General features: G+C 69.9%; 13 protein-coding genes. 1 reads left to right on the top strand and 12 read right to left on the bottom strand.

Translation table 11 applies throughout. The features are described 5' to 3' along the window. Genes nuoL through ACEPPI_RS18200 form a run of 12 tightly spaced genes read right to left on the bottom strand, consistent with a single transcriptional unit; the run spans nucleotide 1 to nucleotide 12618 of the window. Entirely contained in the window at nucleotides 1-1896 is a 1896-nt protein-coding gene (nuoL, locus tag ACEPPI_RS18255) for an NADH-quinone oxidoreductase subunit L (RefSeq protein WP_373916276.1), read from the bottom strand. A gap of 14 nt (nucleotides 1897-1910) precedes the next feature. Beyond that, nucleotides 1911-2210, bottom strand: a complete 300-nt coding sequence (nuoK, locus tag ACEPPI_RS18250) for an NADH-quinone oxidoreductase subunit NuoK (RefSeq protein ID WP_030236326.1) — start codon at nucleotides 2208-2210, stop codon at nucleotides 1911-1913. Then, nucleotides 2207-3022 carry an NADH-quinone oxidoreductase subunit J gene (locus ACEPPI_RS18245; protein WP_373916275.1) on the bottom strand — a complete coding sequence of 272 codons (816 nt, stop codon included), beginning with the start codon at nucleotides 3020-3022 and terminating at the stop codon, nucleotides 2207-2209. Before ACEPPI_RS18245 ends, nuoK begins: the two co-directional genes overlap by 4 nt. Next, on the bottom strand, nucleotides 3019-3579 hold the full coding sequence (gene nuoI, locus ACEPPI_RS18240; protein WP_373916297.1) for an NADH-quinone oxidoreductase subunit NuoI: 561 nt from the start codon (nucleotides 3577-3579) through the stop codon (nucleotides 3019-3021). Before nuoI ends, ACEPPI_RS18245 begins: the two co-directional genes overlap by 4 nt. Nucleotides 3580-3639: 60 nt before the next feature. After that, nucleotides 3640-4998 (bottom strand): NADH-quinone oxidoreductase subunit NuoH, encoded by a 1359-nt coding sequence (gene nuoH, locus ACEPPI_RS18235; RefSeq protein ID WP_373916274.1) that lies wholly within the window; start codon nucleotides 4996-4998, stop codon nucleotides 3640-3642. After that, nucleotides 4995-7499: an NADH-quinone oxidoreductase subunit G gene (locus ACEPPI_RS18230; RefSeq protein ID WP_373916273.1), complete on the bottom strand. Its 2505-nt coding sequence runs from the start codon at nucleotides 7497-7499 to the stop codon at nucleotides 4995-4997. Before ACEPPI_RS18230 ends, nuoH begins: the two co-directional genes overlap by 4 nt. Continuing rightward, nucleotides 7496-8875: an NADH-quinone oxidoreductase subunit NuoF gene (gene nuoF / locus ACEPPI_RS18225; RefSeq protein ID WP_373916272.1), complete on the bottom strand. Its 1380-nt coding sequence runs from the start codon at nucleotides 8873-8875 to the stop codon at nucleotides 7496-7498. Before nuoF ends, ACEPPI_RS18230 begins: the two co-directional genes overlap by 4 nt. Next, on the bottom strand, nucleotides 8875-9642 hold the full coding sequence (gene nuoE, locus ACEPPI_RS18220; RefSeq protein WP_373916271.1) for an NADH-quinone oxidoreductase subunit NuoE: 768 nt from the start codon (nucleotides 9640-9642) through the stop codon (nucleotides 8875-8877). Before nuoE ends, nuoF begins: the two co-directional genes overlap by 1 nt. Further along, nucleotides 9639-10967 (bottom strand): NADH-quinone oxidoreductase subunit D, encoded by a 1329-nt coding sequence (locus ACEPPI_RS18215; RefSeq protein WP_373916270.1) that lies wholly within the window; start codon nucleotides 10965-10967, stop codon nucleotides 9639-9641. The genes nuoE and ACEPPI_RS18215 overlap by 4 nt, the downstream gene beginning before the upstream one ends. Beyond that, nucleotides 10967-11692 carry an NADH-quinone oxidoreductase subunit C gene (locus ACEPPI_RS18210; protein WP_373916269.1) on the bottom strand — a complete coding sequence of 242 codons (726 nt, stop codon included), beginning with the start codon at nucleotides 11690-11692 and terminating at the stop codon, nucleotides 10967-10969. The genes ACEPPI_RS18215 and ACEPPI_RS18210 overlap by 1 nt, the downstream gene beginning before the upstream one ends. After that, entirely contained in the window at nucleotides 11689-12243 is a 555-nt protein-coding gene (locus tag ACEPPI_RS18205) for an NADH-quinone oxidoreductase subunit B family protein (protein WP_123079911.1), read from the bottom strand. Before ACEPPI_RS18205 ends, ACEPPI_RS18210 begins: the two co-directional genes overlap by 4 nt. Nucleotides 12244-12258: 15 nt before the next feature. Next, nucleotides 12259-12618, bottom strand: a complete 360-nt coding sequence (locus ACEPPI_RS18200) for an NADH-quinone oxidoreductase subunit A (RefSeq protein WP_045946775.1) — start codon at nucleotides 12616-12618, stop codon at nucleotides 12259-12261. Nucleotides 12619-13408: 790 nt separating this feature from the next. Between ACEPPI_RS18200 and ACEPPI_RS18195 the strand changes: the two genes are divergently transcribed. Next, on the top strand, nucleotides 13409-14284 hold the full coding sequence (locus tag ACEPPI_RS18195; RefSeq protein ID WP_373916268.1) for a C40 family peptidase: 876 nt from the start codon (nucleotides 13409-13411) through the stop codon (nucleotides 14282-14284). The last annotated feature ends 123 nt before the right edge of the window (nucleotides 14285-14407 follow it).

The following is a 14407-nucleotide window of genomic DNA, read 5'->3' as shown; positions in this document are numbered from 1 at the left end:
TCACACCGCCCTCATCAGCAGGGTCGCGGCGATCAGGATCGCCGTGCCCCCGAACATCGAGACCGCGTAGCTGCGGGCGTAGCCGTTCTGCAGCTTGCGCAGCCGGCCCGAGAGCCCGCCGACCGAGGCGGCCGTCCCGTTGACGACTCCGTCGACCAGGCTGTGGTCCACGTAGACGAGCGAGCGGGTCAGGTGCTCTCCGCCGCGCACCAGCACGACGTGGTTGAAGTCGTCCTGGTACAGGTCGCGGCGGGCCGCCCGGGTGAGGAGCGAGCCGCGCGGGGCGACGACCGGGACGGGCTTCCTGCCGTACATCCCCCAGGCGATGGCGACACCGATCACCAGGACCACCATGGTGGACAGGGTGACCGTCAGGGCGCTGATCGGCGGGTTGCCGTGCGCTTCCCCGGTGACCGGCTCCAGCCAGTCCACGAAGCGGTCGCCGATCGAGAAGAACCCGCCGGCGAAGACCGACCCGAAGGCGAGCACGATCATCGGGAAGGTCATGGACTTCGGGGACTCGTGCGGGTGCGGGGCGTGGCCCTGCGCGTCCGGCTGCCAGCGCTTCTCGCCGAAGAAGGTGAGGAGCATGACCCGGGTCATGTAGAAGGCGGTGATCGCCGCGCCCAGCAGGGCCACTCCGCCGAGGATCCAGCCCTCGGTGCCGCCCTTCGCGAAGGCCGCCTCGATGATCTTGTCCTTGGAGAAGAAGCCCGACAGTCCCGGGAAGCCGATGATGGCGAGGTAGCCGAGGCCGAAGGTCACGAAGGTGATCGGCATGTACGTCCGCAGACCGCCGTACCTGCGCATGTCCACCTCGTCGTTCATCCCGTGCATCACGGAACCGGCGCCGAGGAAGAGGCCCGCCTTGAAGAAGCCGTGCGTGACCAGGTGCATGATCGCGAAGACGTAGCCGATCGGGCCGAGGCCCGCCGCGAGGATCATGTAGCCGATCTGCGACATCGTGGACCCGGCGAGGGCCTTCTTGATGTCGTCCTTCGCGCAACCGACGATCGCACCGAAGAGCAGCGTGACCGCGCCGACGACGGTGACCACCAGCTGGGCGTCCGGCGCCCCGTTGAAGATCGCGGCCGAGCGGACGATCAGGTAGACGCCGGCGGTGACCATGGTCGCCGCGTGGATCAGGGCCGAGACCGGGGTCGGGCCCTCCATCGCGTCGCCGAGCCAGGACTGCAGCGGCACCTGCGCGGACTTGCCGCAGGCGGCCAGCAGCAGCATCAGGCCGATGGCCGTCAGCTTGCCCTCGGTGGCCCCGCCGACCGCCGCGAAGAGCGGCTCGAAGGCGAAGGTCCCGAACGTGGTGAACATCAGCATGATCGCGACCGACAGGCCCATGTCACCGACGCGGTTGACCAGGAAGGCCTTCTTCGCGGCCGTGGCCGCGCTGGGCTTGTGCTGCCAGAACCCGATCAGCAGGTACGAGGCCAGGCCCACGCCCTCCCAGCCGAAGTACAGCAGCAGGTAGTTGTCGGCGAGGACGAGCAGCAGCATCGCCGCGACGAACAGGTTGAGGTAGCCGAAGAAGCGGCGGCGCCGCTCGTCGTGCTCCATGTAGCCGATGGAGTAGATGTGGATGAGCGTGCCCACGCCGGAGATCAGCAGGACGAAGGTCATCGACAGCTGGTCCAGCTGGAACGCCATGTCCGCCTGGAAGCCCTCGACCGGGATCCAGGTGTACAGGCGCTGGTACATCGTCCGGTCGTCGGCGGTGCGCCCCAGCATGTCGATGAACAGGGCCACGCCGATGCCGAAGGAGACGGCGGCGAACAGGGTGCCGAGCCAGTGCCCGGCCTTGTCGAGGCGCCGGCCGCCGCAGAGCAGCACCACCGCTCCGAGCAGGGGCGCCGCGATCAGCAGCGCAATCAGATTCTCCACTGTGTGAACGCCCCTTACAGCTTCATCAGGCTGGCGTCGTCGACCGAGGCCGAGTGGCGGGTACGGAAGAGCGACACGATGATCGCGAGGCCCACCACGACCTCCGCGGCGGCGACGACCATCGTGAAGAAGGCGATGATCTGGCCGTCGAGGTTGCCGTGCATCCGGGAGAAGGCCACGAACGCGAGGTTGCAGGCGTTGAGCATCAGCTCGATGCACATGAACAGCACGATCGCGTTCTTCCGGACGAGCACCCCGGCCGCGCCGATGGTGAACAGCAGGGCCGCCAGGTACAGGTAGTTGACCGGGTTCACTTCGAGGCCTCCTCACGGCCGAGGCGCTCCGCGGAGGCCTGCTCCAGCGCCTTGAGGTCCTCCAGGGCCTGGCCCGACACGTCGCGGACCTGACCGCGGGCCCGCAGGGTCTTGCTGACGGTCAGCTCGGACGGGGTGCCGTCCGGGAGCAGACCGGCGACGTCGACGGCGTTGTGCCGGGCGTAGACGCCGGGCGCCGGGAGCGGCGGGAGCTGTACGCCCTCGCGCACCCGCTTCTCGGCGAGTTCGCGCTGGGTGGCGGCCCGCTCGGTGCGCTCGCGGTGGGTGAGCACCATCGCGCCGACGGCCGCCGTGATCAGCAGGGCGCCGGTGATCTCGAAGGCGAAGATGTAACGGGTGAAGATCAGCTCGGCCAGGCCCTGGACGTGCCCGGCGGAGTTCACCCGGCCGAGCCCGTTGAAGTGGGTGAGCCCGGCGTTGGCGATGCCGGCGATCAGCAGGATGCCGAAGCCGAGCCCGCACAGGACGGCGAGCCAGCGCTGCCCCTTGAGGGTCTCCTTCAGCGAGTCCGCCGCCGTGACGCCGACGAGCATGACCACGAAGAGGAAGAGCATCATGATGGCGCCGGTGTAGACGATGACCTGGACGACGCCCAGGAAGTACGCCCCGTTGGCGAGGTAGAACACCGCCAGGATGATCATCGTCCCGGCGAGGCAGAGGGCGCTGTGGACGGCCTTCTTCATCAGGACCGTGCACAGCGCGCCGATGACGGCGACGGTGCCCAGCACCCAGAACTGCACGGCCTCGCCCGTGGAGGTGAGGGTGGCGCCGGAGGCGGCGAGGGCGCTCATGCCTGCACCTCCTCGGCGGAACCGGCGGAGCCGGTGGAGTCCGCGGCGTCGGCGGCCGTCTCACCCTTGGAGACCGCCACCTGCCGGACCGTCCCCGGGGCGGCGCCCGTCACCAGCCCCCGGTAGTAGTCCTGCTCGTCCGTCCCCGGGAAGATCGAGTGCGGGGTCTCCACCATGCCCTCGGTCAGACCCGCGAGGAGCTGCTCCTTGGTGTAGATCAGCGCCTCGCGGCTGGAGTCGGCGAGTTCGAACTCGTTCGTCATCGTCAGCGCCCGGGTGGGGCAGGCCTCGATGCACAGCCCGCACAGGATGCAGCGGGCGTAGTTGATCTGGTAGACGCGACCGTAGCGCTCGCCCGGGGAGTAGCGCTCCTCCTCGGTGTTGTCCGCGCCCTCCACGTAGATCGCGTCGGCGGGACAGGCCCAGGCGCACAGCTCGCACCCGATGCACTTCTCCAGACCGTCGGGGTGGCGGTTGAGCTGGTGCCGTCCGTGGAAGCGCGGAGCGGTGGTCTTCTCCTGCTCCGGGTACTGCTCGGTGAGGCGCTTCTTGAACATGGCCTTGAAGGTCACGCCGAACCCGGCCACCGGGTTCTGCCACTTTTCATCGGACACGTCTCAACCCTCCTCTCGGTCACTGTCGGGGTTCGCCCCGCCGCTGACGATCAGCTCCCGCTCCGCGCGGGGCCGCCGGCGCGGTACGGGCGCCAGGTGCTGGCCGGGCTTGGGCGGTACGGGGAACCCGCCCGCCATCGGGTCGAAGGCCCCGGCCGCCTCGGCCTCGCCGGCCTCCTCGGCCGCCGCCTTCTCCCGCTTGTCGCGGAAGAGGTCCGCGACGAAGGAGAGCAGCAGGATCGCGACGACCGCCCCGCCCACGTAGAGGACGATCTCGCTGAAGTCGTAGCGCTCGTTGCGCAGCGCCCGGACGGTGGCGACCAGCATCAGCCACACCACGGAGACCGGGATCAGCACCTTCCAGCCGAGCTTCATCAGCTGGTCGTAGCGCACGCGCGGCAGCGTGCCGCGCAGCCAGATGAAGAAGAACAGCAGCAGCTGCACCTTGATGACGAACCAGAGCATCGGCCACCAGCCGTGGTTCGCGCCCTCCCAGAAGTGACTGATCGGGTACGGGGCCCGCCAGCCGCCCAGGAAGAGGGTGACCGAGACCGCCGAGACGGTGACCATGTTGACGTACTCGGCCAGCATGAACAGCGCGAACTTGATGGAGGAGTACTCGGTGTTGAAACCGCCGACCAGGTCGCCCTCGGACTCCGGCATGTCGAAGGGGGCGCGGTTGGTCTCGCCGACCATCGTGATCACGTAGATGATGAAGGACACCGGCAGCAGCACGATGTACCAGCGGTCCGCCTGTGCCTCCACGATCGCCGAGGTCGACATCGACCCGGAGTAGAGGAACACCGAGGCGAAGGCCGCGCCCATCGCGATCTCGTACGAGATCATCTGGGCGCAGGAGCGCAGGCCGCCGAGGAGCGGGTACGTGGAGCCGGAGGACCAGCCCGCCAGCACGATGCCGTAGATGCCGACGGAGGCCACGGCGAGGACGTAGAGCATCGCGATGGGCAGGTCGGTCAGCTGCATCGTGGTGCGCTGCCCGAAGATGGAGACCTGGTCGTCGGCCGGGCCGAAGGGGATCACCGCGATGGCCATGAAGGCCGGGATCGCCGCGATGATCGGGGCCAGGACGTAGACCACCTTGTCGGCCCGCTTGACGATGAGGTCTTCCTTCAGCATCAGCTTGACCCCGTCGGCGAGCGACTGGAGCATGCCCCAGGGCCCGTGCCGGTTGGGGCCGATGCGCAGCTGCATCCAGGCGACGACCTTGCGCTCCCACACGATGGAGAAGAGCACGGTCACCATCAGGAAGGCGAAGCAGAACACCGCCTTGATGAGGACCAGCCACCAGACGTCCCTGCCGAACAGGGAGAGGTCTTCGGCAGCGAGCTGTACCGCGTTCACGCGCCCACCTCCGCATCGGGGTCGCTGCTGTCGGCCGCCTTCGCCGGGCCGATCCGCACGAGGGTGCCCGGACGGGCGCCGGTGTCGGCGAGGACGCCTCGGCCGGTGGAGTTCAGCGGGAGCCAGACCACCCGGTCGGGCATCTCGGTGACCTTCAGCGGGAGTTCCACCGAGCCCGCCGGTCCGGTGACGGCGAGGACGTCCCCGTCCTTGACGCCGGTCTCGGCGGCCGTGGCGGCCGACAGCCGGGCGTTCGCCTCGTGCCGGGTGCCGGCCAGGGCGTCGTCGCCCTCCTGGAGCAGGCCCCGGTCCAGCAGCAGCCGGTGGCCCGCGAGGACCGCCTCGCCCGCGCCGGGACGGGGCGGCGGCTCGGTGGCGGTGGACTGCTCCGCCGCGAGCTCCCCCTCCCAGGGGCCGAGCCGCTCCAGCTCGCGCCGTACGGCGTGTACGTCGGGCAGCGCGATCGGCCGGTCGGCCGCGTCGGCCAGCATGTGCAGCACGCGGGCGTCGGCGGGGGCGAGCCGGCGGGTCATCTGGTCGGGCTTGAGGGCGGCCTCGAACGGCCGGACCCGGCCCTCCCAGTTGATGAACGTGCCGGTCTTCTCGGCGACGGCGGCGACCGGCAGGACCACGTCCGCATGGTCGGTGACCTCGCCGGGCCGCAGTTCCAGGGAGACCACGAAGGCCTCCTCCAGGGCGGTCTTCGCCCGCTGCGGGTCCGGCAGGTCGGCGAGCTCGACGCCCGCGACCAGCAGGGCGGACAGCTCGCGGGTGGCGGCCGCCTCCACGATCTGCCCGGTGTCCCGGCCGTAGCGGTGCGGGAGTTCGTCCAGCCCCCAGGCCGTGGCGACCTCGTCGCGGGCCCGCGGATCGGTGGCCGGGCGGCCGCCCGGCAGCAGGGACGGCAGCGCGCCCGCCTCGACGGCGGCCCGCTCCCCGGCCCGGCGCGGGATCCACACCAGCCGGGCCCCGGTCGCCGTAGCGGCCCGTACGGCGGCGGTCAGCGCGCCGGGCACGCCCGCCAGCCGCTCCCCGACCACGAGGACCGAGCCGGGCTTGCGCAGCGCCTCGGCGGCCTCGGCGCCGCCGGCCTCCAGTCCGGTCCGGGTCGCGAGGGCCTCCAGCCACTCGGGCTCGGTGCCGGGGGCGGCGGCCAGCAGGGTGCCGCCCGCCTTGGCGAGGCCGCGGGTGGCGAAGGGCGCCAGGGCGAAGGTCCGCTGCTTGTTGCGGCGGTGGGCCTTGCGTAGCCGCAGGAAGACCCCGGGGGCCTCCTCCTCGGCCTCGATCCCGGCGAGCAGCACGGTGGGCGCCGCCTCCAGGGAGGCGTACGTGACGCCCGTGCCGTCGAGGTCCTTGCCGGTGCCCGCCACGGTGGCGGCCAGGAAGTCGGCCTCCTCCGCGCTGTGCACCCGGGCCCGGAAGTCGATGTCGTTGGTGTCGAGCACGACCCGGGCGAACTTGGCGTACGCGTAGGCGTCCTCGACGGTGAGCCGGCCTCCGGTCAGCACCCCGGCCCGGCCGCGCGCGGCGGCCAGTCCCTTCGCGGCGGCCTCCAGGGCCTCCGGCCAGCTCGCCGGGGCGAGGACGCCGTCGGCGCCGCGCACCAGCGGGGTGGTCAGCCGGTCCGGGCGCTGCGCGTAGCGGAACCCGAAGCGGCCCTTGTCGCAGATCCACTCCTCGTTGACCTCGGGGTCCTCGGCGGCGAGGCGGCGCATCACCTTGCCGCGCCGGTGGTCGGTCCGGGTCGCGCAGCCGCCCGCGCAGTGCTCGCACACGCTCGGGGAGGAGACGAGGTCGAAGGGGCGGGAGCGGAAGCGGTAGGCGGCCGAGGTGAGGGCGCCGACGGGGCAGATCTGGATGGTGTTGCCGGAGAAGTACGACTGGAAGGGGTCGCCCTCGCCGATGCCGACCTGCTGGAGCGCGCCGCGTTCCAGCAGCTCGATCATGGGGTCGCCGGCGATCTCGTTGGAGAAGCGGGTGCAGCGCGCGCACAGCACGCACCGCTCGCGGTCCAGGAGCACCTGCGTGGAGATCGGGACGGGCTTCTCGTAGGTGCGCTTGTGGCCCTCGAAGCGGGATTCGGCGTTGCCGTGGGACATCGCCTGGTTCTGCAGGGGGCATTCGCCGCCCTTGTCGCAGACGGGGCAGTCCAACGGGTGGTTGATGAGGAGGAGCTCCATCACCCCGCGCTGGGCCTTGTCGGCGACCGGGGAGGTCAGCTGGGTCTTGACGACCATGCCGTCGGTGCAGGTGATCGTGCAGGAGGCCATCGGCTTGCGCTGGCCCTCGACCTCGACGATGCACTGGCGGCAGGCGCCGGCCGGGGAGAGGAGGGGGTGGTCGCAGAACCGGGGGATCTCGATGCCGAGCTGTTCGGCGGCCCGGATGACGAGGGTGCCCTTGGGGACCGACAGTTCGAGCCCGTCGATGGTCAGGGACACGGAATCGGGGGGCACGGCGGCCTCTCCGCCACCGGTCGGAGCATTCGTGGTGACGGTCATGCGTTCACCTCCGTGTCAGCCCAGAGGGTCGACTTCCTGGGGTCGAAGGGGCAGCCCTTGCCCGTGATGTGCTGTTCGTACTCGGCGCGGAAGTACTTCAGCGAGGAGAAGATGGGGCTGGCGGCGCCGTCGCCGAGGGCGCAGAAGGACTTGCCGTTGATGTTGTCGGCGATGTCGTTCAGCTTGTCGAGGTCGGACATGACGCCCTTGCCGGCCTCGATGTCGCGCAGCAGCTGGACGAGCCAGTACGTGCCCTCGCGGCAGGGCGTGCACTTGCCGCAGGACTCGTGGGCGTAGAACTCGGTCCAGCGGGTGACGGCACGCACCACGCAGGTGGTCTCGTCGAAGCACTGGAGGGCCTTGGTGCCGAGCATGGAGCCGGCCGCGCCGACGCCCTCGTAGTCCAGGGGCACGTCGAGGTGCTCGTCGGTGAACATGGGGGTGGAGGAGCCGCCGGGGGTCCAGAACTTCAGCCGGTGGCCGGGGCGCATGCCGCCGCTCATGTCGAGGAGCTGGCGCAGGGTGATGCCGAGGGGGGCCTCGTACTGGCCGGGGCCGGCGACGTGCCCGGACAGCGAATAGAGCGTGAAGCCGGGGGACTTCTCCGTCCCCATCGCCTTGAACCAGTCCTTGCCCTTGTTCAGGATCGCGGGAACCGAGGCGATGGATTCGACGTTGTTGACGACAGTGGGGCACGCGTAGAGCCCCTCGACCGCGGGGAAGGGGGGACGCAGCCGGGGCTGACCGCGCCGGCCTTCGAGGGAGTCGAGCAGTGCCGTCTCCTCGCCGCAGATGTACGCGCCCGCTCCCGCGTGCACGGTGATGTCGAGGTTGCGTCCGCTGCCGTCGATGTCCTTGCCGAGGTACCCGGCCGCGTACGCCTCGCGCACGGCCTCGTGCAGGCGCCGCAGCACGGGGACGGTTTCGCCGCGCAGGTAGATGAAGGCGTGCTCCGACCGGATCGCGTAACAGGCGATGATCATTCCCTCGATGAGGGAGTGCGGGTTGGCGAAGAGGAGGGGGATGTCCTTGCAGGTTCCCGGCTCCGACTCGTCCGCGTTCACGACGAGGTAGTGCGGCTTGCCGTCGCCCTGCGGGATGAACTGCCACTTCATTCCGGTGGGGAAGCCCGCGCCGCCGCGTCCGCGCAGTCCGGAGTCCTTGACGTAGGCGATCACCTCGTCCGGGGTCATCGCGAGCGCCTTGCGCAGGCCCTCGTACCCCTCGTGGCGCCGGTAGGTCTCCAGCGTCCACGACTCGGGCTCGTCCCAGAACGCAGACAGGACGGGCGCGAGGAGCTTCTCCGGGCTGGTGCCTCCCCCAGCCTCCGGCTGGGAGGTGCCCCCGTGCCTTTCCTTCGGAGTCGACACGCTCATCACTCCCCTCCCTCTGTGGTGGCCTCGCCGCGCGCCTCGCCGCGGGGGTGCACGACCGGGGCGTGCGGGGGTTCGCCGCGGGCGATGCGCAGTCCGATCAGGGAGGCGGGGCCGGCGCCGCCGCTCGCGGCCACCGCGCCCTCGCGCTCGTCCGGGAAGCCCGCCAGGATCCGGGCGGTCTCCTTGTACGTGCACAGCGGCGCGCCCCGGGTCGGTTCGACGGGGCGGCCGGCCAGCAGGTCGTCGACGAGGGCCTTGGCGGATGCGGGGGTCTGGTTGTCGAAGAACTCCCAGTTGACCATCACCACGGGGGCGTAGTCGCAGGCCGCGTTGCACTCGATGTGCTCCAGCGTCACCTTGCCGTCGGGGGTGGTCTCGTTGTTGCCGACCCCCAGGTGCTGCTTGAGCTCGTCGAAGATGGCGTCGCCGCCCATGACGGCGCACAGGGTGTTGGTGCAGACGCCGACCTGGTAGTCCCCGGAGGGCTTGCGCCTGTACATCGTGTAGAAGGTGGCGACCGCGGTGACCTCGGCGGTGGTCAGGCCCAGCACCTCGGCGCAGAAGCGGATGCCGGTGCGCGAGACGTGGCCCTCCTCGGACTGCGTCAGGTGCAGCAGCGGCAGCAGCGCGGAGCGGCTGTCGGGGTAGCGGGCGATGACCTCGGCGGCGTCGGCCTCCAGCCGGGCGCGTACGTCGGCCGGGAAGTCGGGGGCCGGAAGCTGGGGCATCCCCAGACTCACCCCTTGACCGGTCGGATTGGCTGTCATCGGTCGACGCCTCCCATCACGGGGTCGATGGAGGCGACGGCGACGATGACGTCGGCGACCTGGCCGCCTTCGCACATCGCGGCCATGGCCTGCAGGTTGGTGAAGGACGGGTCGCGGAAGTGGACCCGGTAGGGGCGGGTTCCGCCGTCGGAGACGACGTGCACGCCGAGCTCGCCCTTGGGGGACTCGACGGCGGCGTACACCTGTCCGGCCGGTACCCGGAAGCCCTCGGTGACGAGCTTGAAGTGGTGGATGAGGGCCTCCATGGAGGTGCCCATGATGTTCTTGATGTGGTCGAGGGAGTTGCCGAGGCCGTCGGGCCCCATCGCGAGCTGAGCGGGCCAGGCGATCTTCTTGTCCGCGACCATGACCGGGCCGGGCTCCAGCCGGTCCAGGCACTGCTCGACGATCCGCAGGGACTGGCGCATCTCCTCCAGGCGGACCAGGAAGCGTCCGTAGGAGTCGCAGCTCTCGGTGGTGGGGACGTCGAACTCGTAGGTGTCGTAGCCGCAGTACGGGTCCGACTTGCGCAGGTCGTGCGGAAGCCCGGCGGAGCGCAGGATCGGGCCGGTGGCGCCCAGCGCCATGCAGCCGGTGAGGTCGAGGTAGCCGACGTCCTGCATGCGGGCCTTGAAGATGGGGTTGCCGGTGGCGAGCTTGTCGTACTCCGGCAGGTTCTTCTTCATGGTCTTCACGAACTCGCGCAGCTGGTCGACCGCGCCGGGGGGCAGGTCCTGGGCGAGGCCGCCGGGGCGGACGAAGGCGTGGTTCATGCGCAGGCCGGTGATCAGCTCGAAGACGTCGAGGATCAGCTCGCGGTCCCGGAACCCGTAGATCATGATCGTGGTCGCGCCCAGCTCCATGCCGCCGGTGGCGATGCACACCAGGTGGGAGGAGAGCCGGTTGAGCTCCATCAGCAGGACGCGGATGACGGTGGCGCGGTCCGGGATCTGGTCGGTGATGCCGAGGAGCTTCTCGACGCCGAGGCAGTACGCCGTCTCGTTGAAGAACGGCGTCAGGTAGTCCATGCGCGTGACGAAGGTGGTGCCCTGCGTCCAGTTGCGGAATTCGAGGTTCTTCTCGATGCCGGTGTGCAGGTAGCCGATGCCGCAGCGGGCCTCGGTGACCGTCTCGCCGTCGATCTCCAGGATCAGCCGGAGCACCCCGTGGGTGGAGGGGTGCTGGGGGCCCATGTTGACGACGATGCGCTCGTCGTCCGCGCGGGCCGCCGACTGGACGATCTCGTCCCAGTCGCCGCCGGTGACGGTGTAGACGGTGCCCTCGGTGGTCTCGCGGGAGGACGCGTGGTTCGAGGTGTTGGACATCAACTGTACGACCTCCGCTGGTCGGGAGCCGGGATCTGGGCGCCCTTGTACTCGACGGCGATGCCGCCGAGCGGGTAGTCCTTGCGCTGGGGGAAGCCCTGCCAGTCGTCCGGCATCATGATCCGCGTGAGGGCCGGGTGGCCGTCGAAGACGATGCCGAAGAAGTCGTAGGCCTCGCGCTCGTGCCAGTCGTTGGTCGGGTACACCGCGACCAGGGACGGGACGTGCGGGTCGGCGTCGGGGACCGACACCTCCAGGCGGACGATCCTGCCGTGGGTGAGCGAGCGCAGGTGGTAGACGGCGTGCAGCTCGCGGCCCTTGTCGCCGGGGAAGTTGACCCCGCTGACGCCGGTGCAGAGCTCGAAGCGCAGCGCCGGGTCGTCGCGCAGGGTGGAGGCCACCCGTACGAGGTGCTCGCGGGCGATGTGGAAGGTGAGCTCGCCGCGGTCCACCACCGTCCTCTCGATGGCGTGGGCGGGAAGCAGGTCCTGCTCCTCCAGGGCGCCTTCGAGCTCGTCGGCCACCTCGTCGAAGTAGGACCCGTAGGGGCGCGCTGACGCCCCGGGCAGGGCCACGGTGCGGACGAGGCCGCTGTAGCCGCTGGTGTCGCCGCCGCCCCCGTTCGCCCCGAACATGCCCTTGCGCACGCCGATCACCTCGGGCCCGGCCGAGGTGCGGGGAGCGGGGACGTTGTTGCCGTTCTCGACGGCCGGGTCGTCGCTCACCGGAGGAGCCCCTTCATCTCGATGGTGGGGAGGGCCTTGAGGGCCGCCTCCTCCGCCTCGCGCGCCGCCTCTTCCCGGTTCACGCCGAGCTTGGAGCCCTGGATCTTCTGGTGGAGCTTGAGGATCGCGTCCAACAGCATCTCGGGGCGGGGCGGGCAGCCGGGGAGGTAGATGTCCACCGGGACGATGTGGTCGACGCCCTGGACGATCGCGTAATTGTTGAACATTCCGCCCGAAGAGGCGCAAACACCCATGGAGATGACCCACTTGGGGGCGGGCATCTGGTCGTACACCTGGCGCAGCACCGGCGCCATCTTCTGACTGACCCGTCCGGCGACGATCATCAGGTCGGCCTGGCGCGGGGAGCCGCGGAAGACCTCCATGCCGAAGCGGGCCAGGTCGTAGCGGCCGGCTCCGGTGGTCATCATCTCGATGGCGCAGCACGCCAGGCCGAAGGTGGCCGGGAAGACGGATGACTTGCGCACCCAGCCCGCGGCCTGTTCGACGGTGGTCAGCAGGAAGCCGCTCGGCAGCTTCTCTTCCAGTCCCATGGAAAATTCAGCCCCTCAGTCCCATTCCAGGCCGCCGCGGCGCCAGACGTAGGCGTAGGCGACGAAGACGGTGAGCACGAAGAGGAGCATCTCGACGAGCCCGAAGATCCCCAGGGAGTCGAAGGTGACGGCCCAGGGGTAGAGGAAGACGATCTCGATGTCGAAGACGATGAAGAGCATCGCCGTCAGGTAGTACTTGATGGGGAAGCGACCGCCCCCGGCGGGCATCGGGGTGGGTTCGATGCCGCACTCGTAGGCTTCAAGCTTCGCCCGGTTGTACCGTTTTGGGCCGATCAGCGTGGCCATGACCACGGAGAAGATCGCAAACCCTGCGCCGATGGCGCCGAGCACGAGGATGGGTGCGTACGCATTCACGCTCCTCGCTCCTTCCAGTCGTCCTTGACCGTTGGACCGCTGCGCCGGCGACGGGTGAGCTCCACCTCGTGAAGATCGCCCCGGGAGCCGGGGGACCGCATGTGAGGCAGTTCACAAGCCGGGCTGGTGCGCATCTTATGCCTGCCGGTCTGTGATCTGCGACACGGGTAACAACACCGAGTTTGTGATCTCCACCACCTGACGAACGATCATGAAGCTCGCCGAGGGGTGATCTTCGTACGCAAGGCATCCACATGATCACCAAAGGTGACATCCGGGCCCGTCATCCCAGGTGAAAGGCGTGTCGCCCTATCAAATGATGTCCGGCGCAGGCAAATTGGCCCTCCTTCCATCCAGGTGGTAAGGGAACCCGCGCCCCCCGGTCGGGGGGTCCGGGGGTACGGGAGTGGACGCGGTGGCCGAGAGTCGACGCCGGGGGGAAGGGAGGGTCGATGCTGTGCATCCGTTCACGAACCGCACGGCAAGTTCACGGTCGGATCACGGACCGGCCACGGCGCCCTCACGACGGGAGGTAACTGTGACCTGCACCACACCGGATCGAGACCGCGAAAAGAGGGCTTGGCCATCTGTGCGGGTCGATGGTAGGCAGTGGATCAATTCGGACTAATTGCTGAAACCCCATGATCACAGCCTTGTGAGGGTGTGTCCGTTTCGCCCGTTACGGCGTCAATAAGCATCGCGACGCGCCCGGTTCGCGGCCCGATTCCGCAACTGTGGCGCAGACCACGTTTCTTGAAGGAAACCCGGCACCCCTGATAGCGGTTGTCCCATGTCCCACACCGCTCACATACCCAGCCACCGGAAGCCGCGCCGTAGCGCCTCGAAGCTCGCGGTTCGCGCCGGAGTTGCCGGTGGCGTCCTCAGCACCCTCGCCATGGCCGGCACCGCGAGCGCGACCCCTTCGTCCCCCGAGCCCGTGGCCGAGACGACGCTCGAAATGCCGGTCCTCGACCTGAACCTGGGCGCCGAGGTCTCCAGCGCGGTCGCCACCGCCGCCGAGAACACCCGCGTCGCCGCCGTAGAGGCCGCCGTGACCGGCGAGCTGAACACCCAGGAGGAGAGCGCCCGTACGGGTGCCGCCGCCGAGGCGAAGCAGGCCAAGGAAGACGCCACCAAGGCCGCCGAGCAGAAGGCCAAGCAGGAGGCCGACCGCAAGGCCGACGCCGAGCGCGCCACCCGCGGCGCCGGCCGCACCTCGCTCACCAACGCCTCCGCGTCGGACGACAGCGGCTTCACCTCCAACGGCTCGGGCAGCGGCTCCGCCAGCACCGGTTCCTCCTCCAAGGCCACCGGTTCCGCCGCCGCCATCGTGAACTTCGCCCGCGCCCAGATCGGCAAGGCGTACGTCATGGGCGCCACCGGCTCCTCCGCGTACGACTGCTCGGGCCTCGTCCAGGCCGCCTACCGCCAGGCGGGCATCTCCCTGGACCGCACCTCCCAGGACCAGTCGCTGGCCGGCAGCTCGGTCTCGCTGAGCAACCTGCAGCCCGGCGACATCCTCTACTGGGGCCCCAAGGGCAGCGCCTACCACGTCGCCATCTACGTGGGCGGCGGCAAGTTCGTCGGCGCGCAGAACCCCAGCACCGGCATCGTCGAGCGCAACCTCAGCTACGACATGCCGACGGGCGCCGTCCGCGTCCTCTGATCCTTCCGGTCGCCACGAGGGTCGGCACTCCCCCGCTCGGGGGCGGAGTGCCGGCCCTCCGGCACGCCCCGGCGCGGCCGCCCGCGCACCCCGGTCGGTGACGCGGTACCCAAGCCTCCGGGG

The organism is Streptomyces sp. AB3(2024), assembly GCF_041862025.1.
Classification (GTDB): Bacteria; Actinomycetota; Actinomycetes; order Streptomycetales; family Streptomycetaceae; genus Streptomyces.
The sequence above is the reverse complement of the archived record's forward strand: the minus strand, read 5'-3'. Positions and strand labels throughout refer to the sequence as shown.